General features: G+C 58.7%; 22 protein-coding genes. 11 read left to right on the top strand and 11 right to left on the bottom strand.

Annotation, left to right across the window (positions count from 1 at the left end; all coding sequences use genetic code 11):
- Positions 1 to 154 precede the first annotated feature (154 nt).
- Entirely contained in the window at positions 155 to 733 is a 579-nt protein-coding gene (locus tag AAFM46_RS01585) for an SRPBCC domain-containing protein (protein ID WP_343319164.1), read from the bottom strand.
- A 105-nt stretch (positions 734 to 838) separates the two neighbouring features.
- Between AAFM46_RS01585 and AAFM46_RS01580 the strand changes: the two genes are divergently transcribed.
- Positions 839 to 1,645, top strand: a complete 807-nt coding sequence (locus AAFM46_RS01580) for a DUF1684 domain-containing protein (RefSeq protein ID WP_343319163.1) — start codon at positions 839 to 841, stop codon at positions 1,643 to 1,645.
- A gap of 137 nt (positions 1,646 to 1,782) precedes the next feature.
- Here AAFM46_RS01580 and AAFM46_RS01575 read toward each other — a convergent pair whose 3' ends face one another.
- The 3 genes from AAFM46_RS01575 to AAFM46_RS01565 all read right to left on the bottom strand — a co-directional run bounded on the left by AAFM46_RS01575 (position 1,783) and on the right by AAFM46_RS01565 (position 5,526).
- On the bottom strand, positions 1,783 to 3,468 hold the full coding sequence (locus tag AAFM46_RS01575) for a thiamine pyrophosphate-binding protein (RefSeq protein ID WP_343319161.1): 1,686 nt from the start codon (positions 3,466 to 3,468) through the stop codon (positions 1,783 to 1,785).
- Between the two features lie 76 nt (positions 3,469 to 3,544).
- Entirely contained in the window at positions 3,545 to 4,750 is a 1,206-nt protein-coding gene (locus AAFM46_RS01570; RefSeq protein ID WP_343319159.1) for an acyl-CoA dehydrogenase family protein, read from the bottom strand.
- Positions 4,747 to 5,526, bottom strand: coding sequence for a 3-hydroxyacyl-CoA dehydrogenase (locus AAFM46_RS01565; RefSeq protein WP_283531336.1), 780 nt, complete (start codon positions 5,524 to 5,526; stop codon positions 4,747 to 4,749). The genes AAFM46_RS01570 and AAFM46_RS01565 overlap by 4 nt, the downstream gene beginning before the upstream one ends.
- Positions 5,527 to 5,694: 168 nt before the next feature.
- Here AAFM46_RS01565 and AAFM46_RS01560 point away from each other — a divergent pair, with 168 nt between their 5' ends.
- Complete coding sequence (locus tag AAFM46_RS01560; protein WP_283531335.1) at positions 5,695 to 6,771, top strand: glycoside hydrolase family 76 protein; 1,077 nt, start codon at positions 5,695 to 5,697, stop codon at positions 6,769 to 6,771.
- On the opposite strand, the gene AAFM46_RS01555 is transcribed toward AAFM46_RS01560, so the two are convergent.
- Entirely contained in the window at positions 6,761 to 8,023 is a 1,263-nt protein-coding gene (locus AAFM46_RS01555; RefSeq protein ID WP_343319156.1) for a PLP-dependent transferase, read from the bottom strand. The genes AAFM46_RS01560 and AAFM46_RS01555 overlap by 11 nt on opposite strands.
- Positions 8,024 to 8,136: 113 nt before the next feature.
- On the opposite strand from AAFM46_RS01555, the gene AAFM46_RS01550 reads away from it, so the two are divergent.
- Positions 8,137 to 8,628, top strand: a complete 492-nt coding sequence (locus AAFM46_RS01550) for an Lrp/AsnC family transcriptional regulator (protein WP_343319154.1) — start codon at positions 8,137 to 8,139, stop codon at positions 8,626 to 8,628.
- Here the strand turns inward: AAFM46_RS01550 and AAFM46_RS01545 are convergent, their stop codons facing one another.
- The gene (locus AAFM46_RS01545; protein ID WP_283531332.1) at positions 8,629 to 9,225 is read right to left on the bottom strand and encodes a YdeI/OmpD-associated family protein; all 597 of its coding nucleotides are present in this window, start codon (positions 9,223 to 9,225) and stop codon (positions 8,629 to 8,631) included.
- A gap of 71 nt (positions 9,226 to 9,296) precedes the next feature.
- Between AAFM46_RS01545 and AAFM46_RS01540 the strand changes: the two genes are divergently transcribed.
- The 4 genes from AAFM46_RS01540 to tgt all read left to right on the top strand — a co-directional run bounded on the left by AAFM46_RS01540 (position 9,297) and on the right by tgt (position 12,796).
- Positions 9,297 to 9,956 carry a VOC family protein gene (locus tag AAFM46_RS01540; protein WP_343319152.1) on the top strand — a complete coding sequence of 220 codons (660 nt, stop codon included), beginning with the start codon at positions 9,297 to 9,299 and terminating at the stop codon, positions 9,954 to 9,956.
- 67 nt (positions 9,957 to 10,023) lie between these two features.
- Positions 10,024 to 10,563: an NUDIX hydrolase family protein gene (locus tag AAFM46_RS01535; protein ID WP_283531329.1), complete on the top strand. Its 540-nt coding sequence runs from the start codon at positions 10,024 to 10,026 to the stop codon at positions 10,561 to 10,563.
- A 65-nt stretch (positions 10,564 to 10,628) separates the two neighbouring features.
- Entirely contained in the window at positions 10,629 to 11,345 is a 717-nt protein-coding gene (locus AAFM46_RS01530) for an SRPBCC domain-containing protein (protein WP_343319151.1), read from the top strand.
- 89 nt (positions 11,346 to 11,434) lie between these two features.
- Positions 11,435 to 12,796, top strand: a complete 1,362-nt coding sequence (gene tgt / locus AAFM46_RS01525; protein WP_343319150.1) for a tRNA guanosine(34) transglycosylase Tgt — start codon at positions 11,435 to 11,437, stop codon at positions 12,794 to 12,796.
- Between the two features lie 61 nt (positions 12,797 to 12,857).
- On the opposite strand, the gene AAFM46_RS01520 is transcribed toward tgt, so the two are convergent.
- Together AAFM46_RS01520 and AAFM46_RS01515 are read right to left on the bottom strand one after the other, a co-directional pair.
- Entirely contained in the window at positions 12,858 to 13,535 is a 678-nt protein-coding gene (locus AAFM46_RS01520) for a queuosine precursor transporter (RefSeq protein WP_283531326.1), read from the bottom strand.
- Between the two features lie 228 nt (positions 13,536 to 13,763).
- On the bottom strand, positions 13,764 to 14,378 hold the full coding sequence (locus AAFM46_RS01515) for a hypothetical protein (RefSeq protein ID WP_283531325.1): 615 nt from the start codon (positions 14,376 to 14,378) through the stop codon (positions 13,764 to 13,766).
- A 172-nt stretch (positions 14,379 to 14,550) separates the two neighbouring features.
- On the opposite strand from AAFM46_RS01515, the gene AAFM46_RS01510 reads away from it, so the two are divergent.
- From AAFM46_RS01510 to AAFM46_RS01500, 3 genes are all read left to right on the top strand, one after another.
- The gene (locus tag AAFM46_RS01510) at positions 14,551 to 15,726 is read left to right on the top strand and encodes an alpha/beta hydrolase (RefSeq protein ID WP_343319148.1); all 1,176 of its coding nucleotides are present in this window, start codon (positions 14,551 to 14,553) and stop codon (positions 15,724 to 15,726) included.
- Between the two features lie 133 nt (positions 15,727 to 15,859).
- Positions 15,860 to 16,786 carry an NADP-dependent oxidoreductase gene (locus AAFM46_RS01505; protein ID WP_343320319.1) on the top strand — a complete coding sequence of 309 codons (927 nt, stop codon included), beginning with the start codon at positions 15,860 to 15,862 and terminating at the stop codon, positions 16,784 to 16,786.
- Positions 16,787 to 16,920: 134 nt separating this feature from the next.
- Positions 16,921 to 18,228: a hypothetical protein gene (locus AAFM46_RS01500; protein WP_343319146.1), complete on the top strand. Its 1,308-nt coding sequence runs from the start codon at positions 16,921 to 16,923 to the stop codon at positions 18,226 to 18,228.
- Positions 18,229 to 18,239: 11 nt separating this feature from the next.
- Here the strand turns inward: AAFM46_RS01500 and AAFM46_RS01495 are convergent, their stop codons facing one another.
- Genes AAFM46_RS01495 through AAFM46_RS01485 form a run of 3 tightly spaced genes read right to left on the bottom strand, consistent with a single transcriptional unit; the run spans position 18,240 to position 20,646 of the window.
- On the bottom strand, positions 18,240 to 19,166 hold the full coding sequence (locus AAFM46_RS01495) for a ketopantoate reductase family protein (protein WP_343319145.1): 927 nt from the start codon (positions 19,164 to 19,166) through the stop codon (positions 18,240 to 18,242).
- Positions 19,163 to 19,657 carry a DUF2127 domain-containing protein gene (locus AAFM46_RS01490; protein WP_343319143.1) on the bottom strand — a complete coding sequence of 165 codons (495 nt, stop codon included), beginning with the start codon at positions 19,655 to 19,657 and terminating at the stop codon, positions 19,163 to 19,165. Before AAFM46_RS01490 ends, AAFM46_RS01495 begins: the two co-directional genes overlap by 4 nt.
- A gap of 38 nt (positions 19,658 to 19,695) precedes the next feature.
- Positions 19,696 to 20,646 carry a LysR family transcriptional regulator gene (locus AAFM46_RS01485; RefSeq protein WP_343319141.1) on the bottom strand — a complete coding sequence of 317 codons (951 nt, stop codon included), beginning with the start codon at positions 20,644 to 20,646 and terminating at the stop codon, positions 19,696 to 19,698.
- A gap of 153 nt (positions 20,647 to 20,799) precedes the next feature.
- Between AAFM46_RS01485 and AAFM46_RS01480 the strand changes: the two genes are divergently transcribed.
- Positions 20,800 to 22,191 carry an MFS transporter gene (locus AAFM46_RS01480; protein ID WP_343319140.1) on the top strand — a complete coding sequence of 464 codons (1,392 nt, stop codon included), beginning with the start codon at positions 20,800 to 20,802 and terminating at the stop codon, positions 22,189 to 22,191.
- The last annotated feature ends 42 nt before the right edge of the window (positions 22,192 to 22,233 follow it).

Genomic DNA, 22,233 nt, shown 5'->3' with positions numbered 1-22,233 from the left:
GCGTCCTTACGGTCTATGATTCTGGGGTGCTCGTATGCGGCGTTGAATACGTTGGGACCCAAGAATAGGGCCGCTTGGATACTACGTGGGGTTCGTTGAACGATGCCAGTCTGTCTCAGATAGTGAGGATCTGCGCGACAGAGACTCTGCACGCTCAGACTGCGGTGTATAGGGCGTGAACGCGTTCCCAGCACGGGTAAAAGTCATCCCACCAGTGCTGCCAGTAAATACTTTTGCCATCCAGCGCTTCCTGCAGATGGTCAAGGTGGACGTGCCAACCGGCCAGCGACATCAACGCTATTTCAGCGGGAACTTCCACAGCATTGCTAAACACCAGCTGCGTGCCCTGCTCGGTGTCAGTCAGCTCCAGCCGGATACGCCCGTGCATGGAATTGGAGATTTCAAGTACTCGCGGCTCATCAGCTTCAATAACGCGCCCGTACCACCAGTCGGTCTCAATGCCGTGTCCTTCATCTTTGACATTGAGCCATTTCAAATCAAAGGATGAACCGGTTTTGATACTGCCCCGAACCTTCGCCCACCACATAATGGTTTTCTCCGGGTCCGTGAACATGGACCACAGTACCTCAGGGGCAACCTGATAGTGCCGCACCAACGTTAGCTGCGTGCGCTCATCCTCCAACGCGGTGGCGGCACCGAGCGGAAAACGTGTCATGTCCTTGTTCAACGATGCGTTCGTTGAGTCTGTGGGGTTCGTTGAATCTGTTGCCATGGCCCCATTCTTTCACCACGGATGCCCCCGTGCCGCCGGAATATCGCTGCCGGCGCAGTCGTTGTGCCTAGAGTGGAGAACCCACACTGTTTCGATAGGAGCGCCATGAGTATGAACACCGCAGAACTCGATCGCCTTACCCAGCGGTGGGAACGCTTCCGCACCGGCCGCGACAACTCGCTCGCCGTGCAGCACGGCTGGCTCACGCTCACCTCGCTACAGTGGCTTCCCCAGGTTCCCTCCCCGCTCTTGGGCGTACCCGGCCTGTGGAGTTATTCAGGCACGACGGCGTCACTGACCGCCAGCGCGGACGATCACCTTACGCTGGCGAAAAGCGGAGAGCCAGTGGTTGGCACCATCACGGTTGAACTAGTTGACGAGCAATCAGTGATGTGGGTTGCTGCCGGAACCGTGGTTGTTGAACTGGGTATGCGCGCCAACCGTTATATGATCCGAACCCGCGACTCGCAGGCACCCTTGATGCAAAACTTCACCGGCGTCCCGGTGTTTGATTACAACCATGACTTTGTTCTCAGCGGCAACTTCGAGCGCTACGCCCAGCCCCGGGGTGAAACTATCAAAACGGCCAACCCGCAAGTCCCCGGACAGGCAGTGCTGGTGGGGGACGTCTGCTTTGAATTGGGCGGCAGCCGGTATAGTTTGGCGGCCGAGGAAGGTGATCTTGGCTCTCTTCTGGTGAACTTTCACGATGCCAGCAACAACGTTTCAACAGCGCCGTGGCGCAGAGTTGAACTGACCAAGCCGCGTCCTGACGGCACGGTTGTGGTGGATTTCAACCGTGCCATCAACTACCCCAGTGCTTTTAGCGACTTTGGTACGTGCCCCTCGCCCTCAGCCGGGAACACTTTGCCGGTGGCAATCGAAGCCGGAGAGCGCAACCCGCGGAAATAACTCTCACGCCGTCGGCTCGGATTTGATGGCTCTTGGTCGTCGCGGCACTCCTGCTGTCTTGAAACTTGCCCGTAGCCGACCCCTTCAATTGATGGGGCTCATACATGTCTCCATCTTCCTCCCACGAAGCTGTGACCTTAGGACTTTTTGCCAGCGTTGATCGATGCGCTCATGAATTCGGCCACGATCTTTTGCGAGATGGACACATCTAGGACGAACACCCCTTCATCATGCGTGTCCAACCATTCACGAAGGACTTCAAGCTCAGCCAGTGTGCCGATCTTGGCTCCTTCGGCTCCGAACGCGCGCCCCACGGCGGCGAAGTCGACTTCATCGATGAGCATCGCGGCAGGGTCAAGGCCTTTGGACGCGTATTGATGCAGCTCGGCGCCGTAGGCGGCGTCGTTCAACACCACGATCACGCCTCGGCGGGTTACGCGGAGGAAAGTTTCGAAGTCTGCCAATCCCATGAGTCCGCCGCCATCACCGGTGACAAAAACGGTGGTGCGGTCCGGGCGGGCTGCGGAGACTCCCGCCGCGGAACCGAAGCCGAGCCCAATGGACTGAAAGGCAGTGCCCACCAGGATCATGGCCTGCGGGTCCGGTACGGAGAGGTACATCGGGGCCCAGCCGATGAAATGGCCCCCGTCCATGACCAGCGAGCGCTCCGTGGGCAGGATGTCCTCGAGGGCAGCGACAACCGCTCGGGGGTTCAGGCGGCCGTCGACGCCGAACTCGGCCGGGTTCTCCACCGGTGCAGCAGAACGGAAGGACTCGGTGGCAACCTCCGGCACCTGCGAGCGCCAGCCGCTGGATTCTTCCACAACCGGCAAGCGCTCGACGAGGGCATTCAAGGCTGGCTCAAGGTCTGCCCGCAAGTAATCGGTCACCTGCGCATGGACCATCCCGGACTCTGGTTCGTTGTCGATACGGATGACCGTGGTGGCAGAAGCCAATAAAGTGCCGTAGCGGGACTGGAAGGCGTTCAGTGATGCCCCCACCACCAGCACCACATCAGCTTGCTGGGCCAGTTCCAGCCGGTGGTCGCGGGTGAAGCCTCCGGCGATGCCGAGGTTCCACGCGGAATCGATGATGTTGGTGGCCATGACTGAGGTCATGAACAGGGCTCCGAGCCGGTCCCCCAGTTCACGAAGCGGCGCCTGCGCACCAGCCAGCAACACGCCCCGCCCGGCCAGGACAAGGGGTCGTTTGGCGCCGCGCAACAACGCGGCCACCTCATCGAGTTCAGCAGCGCCAGCGGTCCAGGCCGCCTTCTCAGGAAGCGGCGCCAGGGTGACCTGTTCGCTCAGCTGCGCCGTGGCGAGGTCATAAGGAATAGCCAGTACCACCGGCTGCACGCTCTGTATTGCCAGATCGAATGCCCTGTGCGTCATTGCTGCGGCGTTCTCCGGTCCGGCCACCAGCGTTGTCACCCCCACGGCAGCGGATGCCGCGCTCTGGTCCACGTCGAAGGCCCTTCGCCCTGTTGTGGGGGCATCTCCGGTCACCAACACCAACGGGATGCGGGCCAGCCGTGCTTCTGCGAGAGCGGTGTAGGCGTTGGTGAACCCGGCCCCGTACGTTGTTGTCGCGGCACCCACCTTGCCGGTGGCACGGTGGTAGGAGTCCGCCATCGCCACCGTGGCAGCCTCATGACGGGCAGAGGTGAAGGGAAACCCCGCGGAGGTGAGGTGGCTGATCAGGTGGGCGTTTCCGTTTCCCAACAGCCCAAAGAGGTGCCCTGTCCGCTCTGCGATGACGTCGGCCACTGCTGTGGAGACGCTTGCGGCGGGGGTGGAGGCTGCGTTCACAGTGGTGCTCATGGCGTTCCTTCTTTCATGGAAAATCTTCGCCCGCTCCAACAGCGGGCGGCACTCGATGGCAGGTGGGGTTGCAGCCCTAGACGATCGCCGAGACCCCTGTGATTGCGCGGCCGGCAATGAGCGTGTTGATCTCGTGGGAACCTTCGTAGGTGTAAATCGCTTCGGCATCTGCGAAAATCTTGGCCATACCGTAATCGCTGACAATGCCGTTGCCACCCAGTATTGACCGGCCAAGCCCTACGGTTTCGCGCATAGCAGCCGTGGTGTGCGCTTTTGCCAGCGCTACTTGTGCCATGGATGGAAGCAAGGGTCCATCCGTAGCCCCCGCCGTGTCTTGCAGCCCCGCAATACGCACCATCATTGCCATGGACGAGGTGGCGTTTCCCAGCATTGTCACTAATTGTGACTGGATCATCTGGAACGCTGCAATGGGCCGGCCAAACTGTTCCCGCTCCAGGGCATACGCTCGGGCAACATCAAAAGCGGCCAATTGCTGTCCCACCGCCTGCCATGCCACTGAGACGCGTGAGCCCAGCAGCAGCCGGTTGGTGTCTTCGAAGGAATCAACAGTAGAAATACGATCGCATTCCTCAACCCGCACATCAGTCAAAGTGATATGCGCGTTTTGGACTGTTCGTAGCGCAATCTTGTTCTCGATCTTTACCCGAGAAACTCCTGGTGCGGTGGCGTCCAAGAAGAAGCCACGAACTTTTCCTGTTTCAGTTTCTTTGGCCCACAACAGCATTCGCTCGCAGAACGTCCCATTGCCAATCCAGCGCTTGGCGCCGTTCAACACCCAGTGCGTGCCGTCGTCGTCGGTAACTTGCGAAGCCGTGGTCGCCATTCCGCCGGCCACGTCGCTGCCGTGATCCGGTTCGGTCAGCGCAAAAGCGCCGGTGCTGCGCAACGAGAGGGCATCTGGCAGCAGCCGCTCCCTTTGCTCCATGGAACCGAAGTCAATGAGCGCTTGCACAAATAGGTCGTGGTGGACAAGGAAAAAAGTTGCCAGCGAAGTGTCCACTCGCGTCATTTCGGCCACCACCAAACCGGTGAACAAATGGCTATAGCCGCGCCGGTCCGGCGTGGCCAGATCCAGTGCCGCGATCTTGGGCAAAATGTGCGCCGGGAACTCGGCCTCATTCCACCAATCGATGCAGTCAGGGGCAACCTCTTTAGCGAGAAATTCGCGCAGCTGCGCCAACTTTGTCTTTTCTGCAGCGCTCAGCAGCGCTTCAAAATCGTAAAAGTCGGCTTCGGGAATCGTGCTGTGGATTTTGCTCACTTCGGCGACATCCGGATGGCGCCGTCAAGCCTGATGGTCTCACCATTGAGCATGGCGTTGGCAACAACGTGCTCAACGAGAGCCGCATATTCGGCGGGTTTTCCCAACCGTGAAGGGTGCGGGACTTGCTGGCCCAGCGAATCCTGCGCGGCTTGCGGGAGGCCGGCCAGCATAGGCGTTTCAAAAATACCCGGCGCAATGCTCACCACGCGCACCAATGACCGTGCCAGCTCGCGGGCCAACGGCAGGGTCATTGCTGCCACGGCACCCTTGGATGCGGCGTAGGCAGGCTGGCCAATCTGTCCGTCAAATGCGGCGACGGAGGCAGTGTTGACGATGACACCGCGCTCGGGACCAAATTCACCGGCCAACGGTTCAGCCGCAGCCATGGCCTCGGCGCAAAGCCTGACAACGTTAAACGTCCCAATCAGGTTGATCTGCACTACTCGGCTGAACTGCTCTAGCGGAAGCACTCCGTCCCGTCCCAGAACCTTCCCGGGAGTGGCAACACCGGCGCAGTTCACCACTATCCGCAGCGTGCCCAGCTCCGCGGCGGCCGCAACTGCTGTGCGCACCTGGTCTTCGCGGGTTACATCGGCGGGAACAAAAATGGCTCGATCTCCAAGCTCTGCTGCCAGATCGGCGCCGCTTGAGTTTGGCAGATCAACAAGTACCACGGCAGCCCCGGCAGCATGTAGGCGCTTAGCCGTTGCCGCGCCAAGACCTGATGCACCGCCTGTAATCAGTGCGACGGTGCCATTGTTTGAAATTTCCATGGTTCCTCCTCGTTGAGGTTTGACCCGGTACCGGGCGTGGAAGTTGCGTTAGTGAATACTAACCGAAATCTGCTGTTCGGCGCAGAACAGCTGAAGGAGCGTTCAAAAAAAGCCGACCTGAAGTGAGCGAGCGTTTGATGACGGTACCGCGCCAGTACGCTTGGTTCCATGACAGGGAACTTCAACCACGCCGCTGGGCTTCCCCTGCCTGGGGAATGGGCGGCACTGGCAGCGCACGCGGCAGCCGATGTGAATGCACGCTTCGGCCATCCTTTGATGGGCCTGCCCGGAACCTGGATTGGCGCGTTGACCTCCGCAGCGAGGCAAGACCCACACCTCAAACCCAGCACGTGTCTACTACGCCAAACCCCATGGTCCGAATGGCACTACTGGTGGCAGGCACAATATCTGGACGCCATTGTTGACACCGGTTTTTTGACGTTGAATGCTGGCAACAGAGCTGCCGCCAAGGGTGAACTTCACCGCGGGCAACAATTGCTGCGCGGAATCATGATCAGAAACTTCGGCCGTTTCCCCAACTATTTCTATGACGACATGGCGTGGTTGGCCCTCGCTGCGCACCGGCTCAACGAACTCTCACTGCGCCTGACAGCCCGCCCTTCTCGGCTCGCTATTTACGCAATAAAGTCCCTGACTAAGCAACTTCACAACGCCCACGACACAGTCCTTGGCGGAGGCATTTACTGGTCCCGCAAGCGAGATTTCAAAAATACGCCTGCCAACGGTCCCGCCGCCCTCCATTTTATCCGCGCGCGGGAGCAAGACCTGGCCGAGTCCATCCTTGACTGGCTGCGCCATGAGCTCTTTGATCCGGTAACAGGGCTGTATGTTGACGGCATTCACCCCTCCGCCACTGGTCGCGACGTTGAACACACCATCTACACCTATAACCAGGGTCCCGTGTTGGCTGTCCTCTTGGAGCTTGGGCGTCCACAACATTTGGCACGGGCAGCAAACCTGGTTGACTGTATCCGAGACCAGCTCAGCACCCCGGGCCAGGGCCTGCGCCTGGAACCAGGCGGTGATGGCAGCCTCTTTACCGGCATACTCTGCCGCTACCTGGCCCTTGCCGCGCGGGAGGAAAGGCTTCCGGCGCTGACCCGTGAAACGGCGTCGAACCTTATCCAAGAGACCGCGGCTAAAGTTCGTGGGCAGACCCCTCTGCAGCTTTCCGCGGCAGTCCAACGCTGGAGCATACTCTCAGCCGCTGCCGCTAGTGAATAGCTGCGCCAACCTTGTGATCAGCACGCTGGTCACCGCCGGCGGAAACCGGGGCCAGTGCCTGCTCTAGATCCTTGATCAGGTCCTCAACGCACTCGAGCCCAATAGAGAGACGCACCAGGTTGGGCAAGGGACGCGCCTCGGGTGCAACCGGCCTGTGAGTGAGCGCGGCCGGGTGCTGAATAAGGGAGTCGACGCCGCCCAGCGAGACAGCATGCGTGAACATGCGCACTCCCGAGGTGAGTCGCATGGCCGCCTCAAAACCGCCGGTCAGGCTGATCGAGACCATGGCACCGGTTCCGTGCATCTGGCGCTCCAACAAGCCCAGCGGGTCACCATCGTTACCCGGGTAATGGACTTTCTCCACGCCTGGATGGCTGTGGAGCCACTCGGCGATCCGGACGGCGCTTTCCTGCTGTCCACGCATCCGGACTGGAAGCGTGGCAAGTCCCCGGTGCAGCAGGTAAGCGCCCAGGGGATGCAAGATGGCCCCGGTGATGGCCCGAACACTGCGTAGTGATTGGGCCGTTTGCTCACTACAGGCAATGACACCACCCACTGCGTCGCCATGTCCACCAATATATTTTGTTGCGCTGTGCAGCGACATGGAAGCACCAAGAGTGATGGGATTTTGCAACACCGGCGTGGCAAAGGTGTTATCGACAAGGACGGGAACGCTCCCGGCTTGCGCCACGATATTTCTAATATCAACAAGCTCAAGAGTCGGGTTGGCAGGTGTTTCCAGCACAATCAGGACGGTTTCCTCCCGTACGGCGCCGGCCACGTCATTCTCCGCACAGAACGTGGCATCTACGCCCAACAATCCGGACGCCAGGAGATGGTCGGTGCCACCGTACAGTGGACGCACGGCAACCACGTGGGGGCGAAGTGTTGGATTCGCAGTCACCTTAGGGCTGTCTTTAGCGGCCAGAATGGCGGCTGTCATTGCCGCCATGCCCGAGGCAAAGGCAACTGCGGCTTCAGCCTTTTCCATCTGCGCAAGTCCAGATTCGAACCGGGCAACAGTGGGGTTCCATAGGCGGGCGTACACCGCACCTCCCTCGGGCAAAGGGTGTCCGCCAAGCGCCATGGATTCGTAGGAATCGCCTCCATGCTCAATATCCGGCAGTGGGTAGGTGGTGGATAAATCTAAGGGGAGGGCGTGAACGCCCAATTCCTGCAGATCCTCCCGCCCCCCATGCACAGCCACCGAGTCAGGATTCATGGACACATTGCTGCGATGTTCAGTAGTCATAGCCCAAGAATGAACGAATAAACAAAAGATAGCTAGATAATTAGGTGAATGGCTAATAAACTTAGCTAAATCCGCGTTTTTCAACAAGAAGTATGGATGTAACGGAGACCACATTGCCGAAAACGCAACTGCCGCCAGATCGCCTCGCCAGACTCGACCCCATAGACTTGGCAATTTTGCGGGCCCTGGTTGCGGACAGTACTTTGACGAATAAGGCTATTGCCTCCCGGCTTGGTCTTGCCGAGTCAACCTGCGCTTACCGCATGCGTATGATGCGTGATGCCGGGGCGCTCCTGGGTAGTCGCGTCACACTGAACCTGTCCATGTTGGGGTTTCCAATCCAGGCCATCATCAAGGTGCGTTTGGGAAGCCACGACGCTGAGCACGTCAACACGCTCTACACCAAGCTCACCGAAGTCCCAGGAGTCATCCAAGCTTTCCATGTCGCAGGGGAAGATGACTTCCACCTCCATGTGGCTGTTGAAAGTCCACAGGCTCTGCGCGACATGGTCCTCAAACACATCACGGTCAACCGGGTAGTGCGGCAAACTGAGACACAGTTAATCTTCGAGGCCCGCGATGGCGTAGGAGTGCTGGGGCAATAGTTAGCGCTCTTGAGGTTTACGCTTCTGCGGATACGGAGTTTGACCCGCCTGAAGTTTCTGCACAAAACCAGCAACTTTCGCAGCCCTAACGGCAGGAGTCTTAACGGAGGTAACCCGGTGAATCAGCGCGTAGCGATTAACTGCTGTGAGCACCTCGAACATGGCTTGTGCTTGTGGATTAGCACCGATCGCTGTGGCCAGATCATCGGGCACTTCGGCGGTGCTTTGGCCCGCATAGGCGGCTTCCCAGCGGCCATCGGCCTTTGCTGCGTCGGCGGCAGCCTTCCCTGCTGGCTGCATCCGTCCCTCACTAACAAGCCGCTCATGGTGTCCAGTATTGATCTTGGACCACTTGCTGCTTCGGGTTCTGGCCGTGAACCGCCGCACGTGACTGCCGGCATCACGTTTTCCAATAACCCCATCAATCCACCCAAAGCACAGGGCCACATCTAGGGCATCAGCATAATCTAGCGCTGTGACGGTGCCGCCCTTCTTGTGCAGTACTAGACGAACCCCGGAACTCGTTAGGTGGTTTGCTGCGAGCCACGCGCGCCACGCCTCAGCATTGGGCAGGAGCAGTTCGGGAAGTTCATCCATACCCCAACAGTAACCCTGGAGCTCGCTAAACAGTTGATACTTTAGGGAGCCAACTGCTTTTAGGAGAATTCATGCTGCGTGTCCGTCCGCTTGTCCACACAAACTATTTTCACGAATATGTAGCACTCCTTACGGCACTTGGTATGGACTGTGTGCAAACCCAGGACGACGGCGGTTGGCAAGTGTTCGACTCCGGCAACGGCAAAGTGGCAGTGCGCCGAGCCTGTGCCGATTCGCTCCCCGGGACCAGCATGCACTTGGGTTTTGAGTTAAGGGATGCAGAAATTTTCATTCAGCGCACCCTGGCCGATGGAACCACCGCTGAACTGGCCCCAGACGCTGGAGCCGCCCGGGTCACGGCTCCGGATGGTTTTAGTTTTCTGGCACATCCTTCAAACGATCTCAGCCTGGCTCATCCACAGGCGCGCCTAGCCGTGGCGACCGTGTGGCGCACTTTGCAACCTGAGATGGCCAATACTGTCTTGGCAAACATTGGCGCAAAGCACGTGCGTGACAGTACCGGGGGCGGGGCCGTGTTTCGTATGAAAAATGGAGGCTTGGTAACTACCGCGGCGGGAGATCTCACCGGCGTCGAACTTGGTTTTACGTACAACGGCGGGCTGGCTGAGCTGGGCAAAAAGTTGACCGGTGTTGCGGTGACGGTTGGTCTTGATGGGGACGCCCTGTGCGTAACAATGTCCGACGGCGTGTCCCTCACCATCACTTCGTGACGGCAATTCTTAGAGATTTGCGTGTGCGGAAGCAGCACACAAGGTAAAGATGAGGTAGAACTTAGATATGAGCGTTCGTACACCTGATCCGTATTCCGGCTGGCTCTCCGAAGAGGACCTGCACGAAGCCCGTAACCGCCTCCCCATGGTCTATGTGGAGGCAGTACCTGTCAGACTCGATCCACTGGGCTATGTCAACGAGATTGGTTTGCTGTTGCAGGCCGACGAGCAGGGTTCCATGGTGCGCACCCTGGTATCCGGGCGGGTGCTGTACCGCGAGACTATTCGCGCGGCCTTGATCCGGCACATTGAAAAGGACCTGGGACCGTTAGCGTTCCCACAGCTCCCGGTGAGCCCTGTGCCCTTCACGGTGGCCGAATACCTTCCTTCTCCGTCGCAAACAGGTTTCACCGACGAACGCCAGCACGCTGTTGCCCTGGTCTACGTCATCCCTGTGACAGGTGACTGTGAACCGCGCCAAGACGCGCTGGAGCTGACGTGGATGACCCCCGAGGAAGTCCTTAGCCCCGGTGTGCAGGCAGAATTTTTTGGTGGCCGCGGCGCGCTTGTGCGCCAGGCCATCTCCTACGCAGGCCTTGGACGCTAAGCCGGAGTCTGTCTTATTCCGTTCAGCTCTAGCAGATCCTCAATTTCACGCGTAGATTACCTTCCATGGCGACCTCCCAGCTCTCTGTCCTGATCAACGCCGACGCCGAACAGCTGTGGCACATGCTCCGTGAGCCGAACAGGATTGCCCAGTGGCATGGCTGGGAGATGGAGAGCTTGGATGATGAAATCCAGGAGATCTACTATTCCAATGCCATCGAAGGTCCCAATCACCTGCGTCTAGAAGTGAACATGGGCGATACTTTCACGCTAGAACCGCGGCCAGATGGAACCTTGGTGACATTGACGCGCGGGAAGCCGATGGGCGAATGGGTCGCCTATGACGCCGATATCACCGAGGGCTGGTCCATGTTTTTGCAACAGCTCAGGTTCGCCCTGGAACGCCATCCCCAAACTTCACGGCGCACCGCTTACATTGACGGCACCAGCGCCACCCACAGTAATTTGTGGGATGTATTGGGCATTGACACTGGCTGGCTGCCAGAAGTTGGCGAACCCTATGAGCTGAGCTTGAATACCGGCGCAAAGCTCTCAGGCAAGGTCTGGTATCGAAGCGAAACACAGCTTGGACTCACTGTGGCAAGTTACGCACAGCATGGCGACGGTCTACTGATTCTGAACTCTCAGCGACCACTGGCCGGTGTGCGCGAACACCCCGGAGCCCAGATCATCGCCAGTACTTACGGTTTGGGTGCAGCCGAGTTTGATGCAATCAGCTCCCAATGGGATGAGTTCATGGAGGCTCACTACCCGGAGAAGTAACGTGGAGTGCTCTGCGCAGGTGCATCGAGCAGATCCGCTGGGGTTCAGCGGCGTTTATGGCGACGGGCAAAGACTGGCAAAATAGGATCATGCCTTCCCCAGAAAATCTCACTGACCTTCTTGCAAGCACGCCCGTCGCGGTCCCCGGCCAGACACCCACACCCACCTCCGGTCAGCCCGCCTCACAAAGCGAATTCAGTTTTAGGCTCACCACACGGCTAAGTGAAAGCTGTGCACCTACTGCGGCGGCCATTGCAGAGAATGGCGGGGCATTCCAGGGCCGTACGGGCGTTATTACCACCCCGCACGGAACCATCAAAACACCGGCATTCATCGCCGTCGGCACCAAAGCCACAGTCAAAGCGGTGCTACCAGAAGCAATGGAGGAGCTAGGTGCACAGGCGTTGCTGTCCAACGCTTACCACCTGTATTTACAACCTGGCGCAGACGTCCTGGACGCCGCTGGCGGGCTGGGACAGTTCATGAATTGGCAAGGCCCAACGTTTACTGACAGTGGCGGATTCCAGGTCATGAGCCTGGGTTCGGGCTTCAAAAAGGTCATCAATATGGATGCCGTGGCGTCCTCACCGCACGCAGGCGCGGATGATTCAGTAGCCGTGGGCAAGGAGCGTCTGGCTCATATTGACGACGACGGTGTCTGGTTCAAGTCACATTTGAATGGCGATATGCACCGATTCACCCCAGAGGTCTCCATGGCTGTACAGCACCAAATCGGGGCCGACATCATGTTTGCCTTTGATGAGCTGACTACTTTGCTGAACTCTCGCGGCTACCAGGAAATGTCCCTAGAACGCACCCGGCTGTGGGCACTGCGTTGCATTGCTGAGCACTTCCGGCTCAATCAAGAGCGTACGGGCAAGCCCTACCAGGCACTTTTCGGCGTCATCCAGGGTGCCCAATACGAGGATCTGCGCCGCAAAGCCTCGCATGATCTGGGCGAGATGAACTTTGACGGGTATGGGATCGGCGGGGCATTGGAGAAGGAGAACTTGGGCACCATTGTGCGCTGGTGCTCCGAGGAATTACCTGAGAACAAGCCGCGCCATCTGCTGGGCATCTCCGAACCCGATGACATCTTTACCGCCATCGAAAATGGCGCGGACACCTTCGACTGTGTCTCCCCCACACGAGTTGCCCGCACTTCTGCTTTTTACACCCCGGATGGTCGTTTCAACCTTTCCGGCGCCCGCTATAAACACGACTTCGCTCCCCTCTCAAAGGAGTGCGACTGCTACACCTGTGAGCACTACACACGCGCCTACATTCACCATTTGTTCAAGGCCAAAGAGATGGTTTCGGCCACGCTGGTTTCCATCCACAATGAGCGTTTCGTGGTGAAAATGGTCGACGACGCCCGGCTCGCCATTGAGGATGGCACCTTCTTCGACTTCAAGGCTGAGACCCTACGCCGCTACTACCCCAAACGGTAGAGCCGGCGCACCGCCGTCGGGCCCTTAAAGATGGCGGCGCACCGCGTCGGGCGCGCCCTGCTTAGAGGGCCACCGAATAGGACGGCTCTCGGCGCTTGAACCAGCCGATGCAGATCGTAGTGACAGGGATGAGGGCGTACTGCACCCCGACTTTGTAAAGGAAGCCCACAAGTACGTAATTGGCAAACATCCCAACCCCCACAATGCCAATCACGGGTGCGGCGATGGCGCAGAAGATCAACGTGTCAATGAACTCACCAACTCCGCTGGAGCCCATGAGACGGGCCCACAGTTTCCGTTCACCGTGGCGTGCTTTTAGGCGCACCATGATGAAAGAGTTGATGGTTTGACCGGCCAAAAACGCCAGTAGGCTCGCCAGTACTATTTGCGGGACGGGGCCCAAAGCGTCTTCTAAGGCGTGTTGTTTAGTGACGCCGTAGTCGTCAGTAAACCCAGGTAACGCAATGATCACCCAGTAACACAGGGATGCGAAAACTGAGAGTGCAAACGTAGTTAAAATGGCTTTACGCGCCACCTTGAACCCGTAAATTTCGCTGATCACATCCCCCAAAATGTAGGCAAAGGGAAAGAGGAAGAAGCCGCCGTCGGTCACTATCGGGCCAAAGAGCACCCCTTTGGAGGCGCCAATGTTGGAGAGGATGACGATCACCGCCATGCAGGCCAGCAGAATACCGAAATAGGGGCTCCCTACGGAAGCAAAGGCGGGGGCGGCTCTCACGCCATTCTTAAGAGGGGTTGCCGAAGCATTGCTTTGCAGCGGGGACATAGTAGAGTCTCAAATTTCTTTAGCTAAGTGGTTCGCTCATACCCGCATAGTCAATGGAGCGTCTGCGGGCCGGCTGTATTATCACTGGGCCCGTCTGCACCCGGGCCATCCCCTATTCTGCCACGAACCCCACGGGTACGGCACACAGTCGGTGCAGCTCCGGCGGGAACCCCGGGGCAGCTATTTAGTGAAAGTGAGAATCTCCGCCGCCTTGGTCCACCCGTCAACGGATAAAAATCGTTCTCCTTGTTCTTCATTGGCAATCAGGTAGAGGGTGTCAACGCCGTGGGTGAAGGCTTCTTCGCCGAGCCCGGCGACCATGGCCTGTTCAAAAACGTGAACAAATTCCTGCGCTTGCTCATCCACTACCAACAGGGCCAGGACCCCCACGTCTTCTCCAAGACTGAGGCGGCCGCTGGCAACGGGCCGGTCAAAAAGGGCCACCTCAACCAGGTCATAGTTTTCCATTGGCGCAGCTGCGAGGTTGCCATCAGGTGGCAGTTGCGGCACAAGGTCAAGACTGTCTGTCTGTGCGCAGAGCAGAATCTGGTGCGACCCAGCATGGAGCCCTTGGGATTGGGCGAATTGAGTAGCTCCGGCCGGATCTTCTGTCACAAGAATCAGCTCAGATGCGGAGTCCATTTGTGCGCTCTGGGCAGAGCCGCCCGGTCCTGGCCAAACCATCGCGTGCTGGGTGCCTATGGTGAGAACTGCGTCCTCCACCACGGACTCTAGATCCTGCACTGCGGCCCATGCTTGAGCCCAATCGTGAAATGTGTCCTGCCAGATGGCCATTTTCTCACCCTTTTTCAGCGTGCCAGTCTCCCGCACGGAACCGTACGGTCACCGGAGTTGGCCGCACGAGTGCGCCCCTCAAGCATAAGCACAGATGCAAGGGGGCACAGATAATCACAGCCAAGGAGCAGTGCGGCAAGCGCGGATCGGCTGCACCCGCTAGCATCATGCCATGATCTCTTGGCAGCAGGACGTCCTTGGCCCGAATTTCCAACAGCTCACCATGGACCTGCCTTCGGGTTCCCCGGCAACGCTGGTGAAGTATGTGGCAGATGTGCCTGCGTGGCCATCCTCGCCGCTTGCTGGGGCGGATATTCTGTACGTACACGGCTGGTCAGATTATTTTTTCCAGTCTGAACTTGCCGAGTTCTGGCACCGAGCCGGCGCAAATTTCTACGCCCTGGACCTCCACAACTATGGCCGTAGTTTGCGTCCTGGCATGGTGCCCGGACAAGTCTCCTCACTGACCGATTACGACGCCGACATTGCCTCCGCACTGGACGCCATGGGGCGTAGCGGGGTCAGCGAAGGGGTGATGCCTTTGCCAACCGATGCACAAGCCCAAGACCAGCAATCATTTGAACTCGATTTTTTAAACGAAGCTCGCCATCGACTCAGTGCCGCCTTTGACGCGCTCGTTGGCCGGGAGCGGGTGGAAGAAACTCAGGAAATATCCAAAGAACGTCCACTAGTTCTCCTGGGTCATTCAACGGGAGGGCTGACACTGAGTCTGTGGGCCGCTCGGCACCCCGGCGCGGCGGCGGCCGTGGTACTTAACAGTCCTTGGCTTGAGTTTCAGGCCAGTGAAGTAGGCAGAGCCATGGTTGCACCTCTCATCGAGGCCCGGGCAAGGTTCCGCCCCCTTGTTCCGTTGCCAGGTGTCGACCCGGGTTTCTATACCCGGGCAGTATCAAAAAAGTACGACGGCGAGTGGGAGTATGAATCCGACTGGCGCCCCGATCGTGGGTTTCCTTTGGCACCTTCATTTTTGAACGCCGTGTTTCAAGGACAAGCGCAGGTGGCACGCGGCTTGGGCCTGCGGGTGCCTGTGCTTGTGATGCTCTCGGATAAGAGCTACCTGCAGCCAAAGTGGTCATCAAGCGCGTTGGCGGCAGACGTTGTACTGAACGTTGACGCCGTCGCCAAGCGAGCCTTTGACCTAGGCTCCAATGTGACCTTGCACAGGATTACAGGCGCGTTCCATGATGTGTTTCTCTCGCCATCGAAGATCCGTGCGCAGGCTTACGCTGGCATGGGTAGCTGGGTGGAGGCAGCCTTGGATACCGTTGCGCACAATCGCTGGCTTGAGCGGGCCGAACGGAAAGTACGTGCAGATGGCGAGTTGTAATTCATCTCACCTGACCCGTGCGCCGCGGTGAGCATGCCCTGAGAATGTGCCCTGAGAAAAGGGAATCTTTCAATCGCTTTAATAGTTGGAGCTGGTGGAGTCAACGAAAGGAATCAGCACCATGAGTTCATCAATGAAAGCTATGACCTACGCCCAATACGGTGGCATCGAGGTTTTGGAGCAAACTGAACAGCCCACACCCAAGGTCTCCCCTGGCTCTGTGTTGATCCGGGTCAAGGCCGCAGGGGTGAATCCTGTGGATTGGAAGGTCATGTCTGGCGGACTCGAGGCCATGATGGACGTTACGTTCCCTGTAACGGCGGGCTGGGATGTTGCCGGAGTGGTGGAGGCCGTTGGCTTTGATACTCCGGAGTTTCACGTAGGTGAGGAAGTTTATTCAAATGGCCGCCGCGACACGGTCCAGGGCGGCACCTTCGCGGAGTTTGTTGCCCTGCCGGCAGTGATGGTGGCGCACAAGCCTGCATCACTTTCTTGGGAACAGGCAGCGGCACTGCCTCTCACAGGTCTGACTGCCCAGCGCACTCTCGATGTTTTGGGCCTGGAAACTGGTCAGACGTTACTGATCCACAACGGCTCGGGAAGCGTGGGCCGCACCGCGATACAGCTGGCAAGCTTGGCAGGTGTGCGGGTCATCGCCACTGCATCTGCCAAAAACCATGAGCGTCTGCGCGTGTTGGGGGCCGAACCTGTTCAGTACGGGGACGGTCTGGCGGATCGTGTCCGCGCGCTGGTTCCTGACGGAGTCAATGCCGTGGCAGATTTCAACGGCGGCGTTCTTGCCGACACCCTTGCGTTGCTCAAGCATGGCGGTAAGCACGCCTCCATTGCCGACTGGTCAGTTCTTGAGCACGGCGGCGAGTACATTTGGGTTCGCCCTGATGCCCAGGAATTGAAACGCCTCAGCCAGCTGGTCCAGGACGGGAAGCTCAGCGTGGATGTGGCACAGACTTTTCCCATGCAGGAAGCCGCCAAGGCCTTCGAATCAAGTATGTCCGGCCACGGCGCCGGCAAAATTGTTCTGACAGAGTTCACTAACTAATAGATTTCGCTGCATTTTTTGTCTACGCGGTGGACGCTCCCTCCACGGTTCAAGGAGCGTCCACGCAGTGAAGTGAGAAAGGCTCGGTGCGGCTACGGTTAGAGGATCCCGCCCCGCTCACTGCAAGGAATCCTGTGGCCAAGAAGCCAACTATCACCAAGAAGTCCCGTTTCGGTAATCCTGTCAAAGCTGCCGCTGACGCTGCTGAACGCGCAAACGTTCTTTCCCTAGCTGACGTACGGCTGGATCGGGCTATGGAGGCTCTGTCCCCGGGGTTCGTTTTATGGCTTGAAGCCCAAGGGCGCAGTGAAGAGAGCGTAGACATCGCCTTGATGATTCTTGACGACTTTTTCGACATGTACCGTCTGCTTGAGCCAGCGACCAATGCAATGGCTCTTGTTCCGGAGGCAGTACAGGAAGTCCTGGAAGTCTCCGCCGATGTCAATCCGCAGGCAACCTTTGCGGTGCGCAGCGGTGTCCGTGACTATGTTGATTATTTACTGGCAGCCTCGCTCTGGACTGGGACATTACAGGATGTTTCAGCGCTCCAGGAAGTGCTCAAGCAACCCGATTGGCCCGGTTGGAACCCTGACGCGCAGCTGAAACTGGACGCTCTGGCGCCCAACCACGACGTCACTGGAACCGGCTCCGACTCCGACTCCGACCACAGTGACTTTGATCCGGCCGCTAGCGAGTTCCTTGACGTTTATATTCCTGAGCTGAGCGCCGAACTCCTGCGCGCGGCAGTGGCGGATTCGCCACTGTGGCAGAACATGGTGTGCCTGCTCATTTGGGTTGGGGATGGTAGAGCAGTCACCGGCAAGGGTTCACTGCAAAAAAAGGACCATGCAGAAGCTGCTGCAACATTGGTTCACACAGGTGCCAGCACTCTCGAGGCGGCCTTCCATTCCTCCGCGTCAGAGGGCGAACTTGAGGCAGAGACCATCAATAGGCTCAAACTGTATTGGCATCTGCTTAGCAGCTCCGGATTGATTCAGTTCAAGTCCGCGCGCGTGAAACTCTCCCCCCGCGCCAAGGAATGTGTAGCCACCCCTGAACCCATGGTTGAGGAGTTCCGGGATGCGCTGAGCCGCTTCATTTTCATTTCAACTCTGACCGGCTCCGAGCCCGGCTACTACGAGCCTTGGAACATCGATATGTCATCATTCCTTACCCGGTGTGCGTCCGTTTCACAGCCTGAATCTGCGTTCCTTGCCGCTGCCCTAGAAGCCCCTGACACCGCCGATCCTGAGGTTTTCATTTTGGCCAAAAACGTTGCAAGCTGGGCTGCCGAGGGCCTCGTTACAGTTGGCGAGCACCTCAGCGTTCCGCCTGCTTTTCGGCCGGATCTGGTTGAAGTCCTCCATGCTGATTTCAATATCAAGGCGGTTGGACCAGGGGCTGACACCAATGTGGCAACACTGCTTACCCACACCCGATAGTTGTTAGCTGCTCAGCCCTTGCGGAGCACTGCTATATCGTGAACGCGCAGCTGCATTAGCGCTAGGTCAAGCAGCGGTGTGGCTACCTCGTAGGTGGCTGCTCTGCGGGCAAAGTCACCGATGATGTGTTCGCCTTCATGGGCCAGCCCTGCTGTAACGTCGCGGTAAAGCGAGGATGTGAATGTGGAGCCGGGCTGGGTCAGGAAAGCTAATGAGTTCGCGTTCTCCTCTTCCGGCACAGGGAATCCGGCGGCGGCGGACACGCCGGCAACCTCCGCCAGGACAGAGGCCACGAATACGTCCCCGCCCTGAACCGCGGCGATGTCACCCACGGACCCACGCATCAAGCACGTCACAACGCCTGCTGCGGTGATGAAGGCCCATTTGTGCCACATGGCACTCAAGCCGTTGGGCACTGCTAGTAAGTCATACCCAGACACAGAGATCTCGGCTAGAACTGCCTGAATACGGGAGGTAAATTCTCCACGTTGCTCACCAACAGTCCACCGGGCCAGTGGGTTCAGGATTTCTATATCCCCATCGCTATTGATGGTGGAGACCAGGTGAATGACCGAGCCAAGCACTTTTCCGGTACCAAAGGCTGCCCCGAGGGCATCCATGTGCGCCATTCCGTTCAGAAAAGGAATAATGAGCGTCTGGGCTCCCACTGCGGGGGCCATATCGGCAATGGCCTGCTTTAGTCCCGTCGCCTTGACAGTAAGAATGACGACGTCGAAGGTCTTATCCAGCGTCTGCGCCGTGAGGAGTTTGGGTTCGATCCGGCTCACGTGCCCCGTGTCAGCAATACGCAGTCCACGTGCTTGTAAAAATTCGGCCCGTTTTTCGCGCACCAAAAAACTCACGTCACGCCCTGCCCGGGCAAGACAGGCACCAAAGTACCCGCCTGTGGCACCGGCTCCCACAACAAGAATTTTCACGTCTGTCCCTCCAGCTTTCGTCGTCGGTGCCGTCCGTATTCATGGCCTGTCAGCACAACGATCAGGATATCGAACACTGTCAGCGCAACCAGCCCCGCCGACGGCGTCAGCGTCAATTGGTAGAGCTGGTAAAGGATGAAGACCACCAGAACTGCGATCATCCAGGGGTACGCCCACAGCTTGTTCATCAGCAGTGCCAGCACGAGTACCACCTTCACGAGGCCATGGGCCAGCAAGTAAAGTGCGGTAAATAGGACCACATGGTCGCTGAGCCCTAAGGCTCCGCGCAGGATGTGGTTGGACAGAAAATCGTTGGGGTCCTCGGATAGTTCAGGCTGGGTAATAAGGACGGCAATGTCATGGATTGTCGCTGGTGCAGCGAACAGTAGGAGAGAGCCACCTAGAAGTTCAAGGACGCCGTCAAGGCCTTTGAGGATAATGCCAATGGCAAAGAACTTGTCCCACCAGTCGGTCATCCGCAGCATCCGCATTGCCCCTCCAACCCTTTTCTGACTGGAGCCTAGCACCGTCAGCCTGTTGGAGTCTGGGCGGCAATCGGCCCCGCTGCTCCGAACGTTTCAATGGCGAAATCGAGCAGGGCCTTTGCCCTGGGGCTCAGTCGGAAGTCTTCTGGCCAAATGCCCGCCATGCTCGTCTGGCTGCACGGCGGTGACAAGGGGCGGATAGCCATGGGGAGCCCTTCCAAGCTGACCGGGGCGCAGTTTGGTCGCGACATCAGCAGTGAATATCCCAGGCCACGGGCCACCAGCGCCTGAACCAGGATGACCTGCGGCATATGCGCCACGATGGTGGGCCGCAGCCCACGCTCCGCGAAGGCCCGGTGAGTATTCGCTGTGCTGGGGCTGGAGTCGTACATGATCAGGGGCTCCGCTACCAGTTCAGCCAAGTCCACGGATCCTTGCCCTGCCAGCGGATGGTCCATTGGCAGCACCGCCTGCAGCTCGGTCTCATAGATGATCCGCCGCTGAAAACCAGGTGGCAGCTCCATGTCGTAGACAATGGCTAGGTCCAGCCGGCCGCTCTCCAGCGCCGGCAGCAACTCGTCGTGTGTGCCCACCACCACCTCCACCGTGACCCCTGGATGGAGCTTGGGAAAACCATCCAGGATGGCTGGCAGTACGCTAGCGGCAAAACTGGCAAAGCAGCCCAATTTCACCGGTCCCTTAAGTTCACCTGTTTCTCCGCTCATCTCCACCAACAGATCCCCTGCGTCCTTCAGCAATCCCCTTGCCCGAACCGCAAAGTGCTCCCCTGCCGGAGTCAGTTGCAGCCCGCGGGACTTGCGGCGGATGCACAATTGCTCACCCACGGAGCTTTCCAACCGTGTGATGGCCTGGGAAAGTGCTGATTCCGAGAAGTGCAGGGACACTGCCGCCTCGCTCAGTGTAGGGAAGTCTGAGAGGGCCACAAATAGCTCCAACTGGCGGAAAGTGAACTTAACCAAAGCAACTTCTTTCATAAAACCGAATATGTATTGCTATTTTTATAAGTTTACTCATTGTTGAAGAAGTGTGACACTAGTTACATCCAGACTGATTCCGCCACGTTGCCGCATCACTGCCTCAGCCAGGGTCGAACAGTTCCCCCGGAGCAAAGTCAAGGACACGAACCCATGAGCATCCCTTCCGTCGTTGACACGCGACGCACGCAGCGTCGCGTGGCTATGGCTACCCTTATCGGCACCACCGTCGAGTGGTACGACTACTTTATCTACGCCACAGCCGCCGGCCTGGTGTTTGCGCACCTATTCTTCGAGCCCGCCGGACCCCAGATCGGCCTGCTGCTCTCCTTCGCCTCGGTAGGAATCAGCTTCTTGTTCCGCCCACTCGGCGCCTTCCTGGCAGGCCACTATGGCGACAGGATTGGCCGCCGGGCCATGCTGGTGCTGACGCTGCTGCTGATGGGCGGTTGCACCACGCTGATCGGTCTGCTGCCCACCTATGCGACGGCTGGCGTGCTGGCACCCATACTGCTGCTGATCCTTCGCATCCTGCAGGGCGTCTCCGCTGGCGGGGAATGGGGAGGCGCAGTTTTGATGGCCGTCGAGCACGCCCCTAGCGACAAGCGCGGGCGGGCAGGTTCCTTCCCTCAGCTCGGCGTACCGCTGGGTCTGCTCATGGCTTCAGGTGTCATGGCCTTGATGACCGGCGTGATTGCCCCGGGCGACGCCTTCATTCAGTGGGGTTGGCGCGTGCCGTTCCTACTCAGTGTTGTGCTGATCGGAGTGGGCTACTTTGTGCGCCGCGCAGTGGAGGAAAGCCCGGTGTTCCTGGAAATCGCCGAAAAGAAGCAGCAGCCCAAGGTGCCCATCGTGGAACTCTTCCGCAAGCACTGGCGCCTGGTGATCTTGGCAGCACTGATCTTCGCCGGCAACAACGCCTCCGGCTACATGGCGACCGGTGGTTTCATTCCCAGTTACGCCACAAACCCGGACGGCAACGTGGGACTGGAGAAGACACCCGTGCTGCTCGCCATGACCTTCGCGGCGGCCACTTGGCTCATCTTCACCGCACTGGCCGGCGGCATGGCTGACAAGATAGGGCGCAAAAACACCTACCTGATCGGCTTCACAGCCCAGGCACTAACTGTCTTCCCGCTGTTCCTGCTCATCAATACTGGTGAACTCTGGGCGTTGTTCCTTGCTTTGTTCCTGTTCACGTTCGGTCTGGGCCTGACCTACGGCCCGCAAGCAGCCTGGTACAGCGAGATCTTCCCGGCATCTGTGCGCTTCTCCGGCGTTTCAATCTCCTACGCGATCGGGGCCATTATTGGCGGCGCCTTTGCCCCCATGATCGCCCAAGCGCTTCTGCAAGCCACCGGCACCAGCCTGGCCATCTCCGCCTACCTGCTGCTGATGACGCTTCTTGGCCTGGCTGCGGTGATCATGCTCAAGGACCGTCCCGGGATCAACCTGAGCATCACCAACCAGGCGGAGCAGGAAGTCGGCGCCACCATCTTCGACAAGCGCCAGCCGGCAGTGGACGCAGCCAGCACGCAGGCCTGACTCCCCTCGAGAGCGAAACACTCTCCCGTGAAAGCAGAACGA

The organism is Arthrobacter sp. TMP15 (genome assembly GCF_039529835.1).
Taxonomy (GTDB): Bacteria; Actinomycetota; Actinomycetes; order Actinomycetales; family Micrococcaceae; genus Specibacter.
The sequence above is the reverse complement of the archived record's forward strand: the minus strand, read 5'-3'. Positions and strand labels throughout refer to the sequence as shown.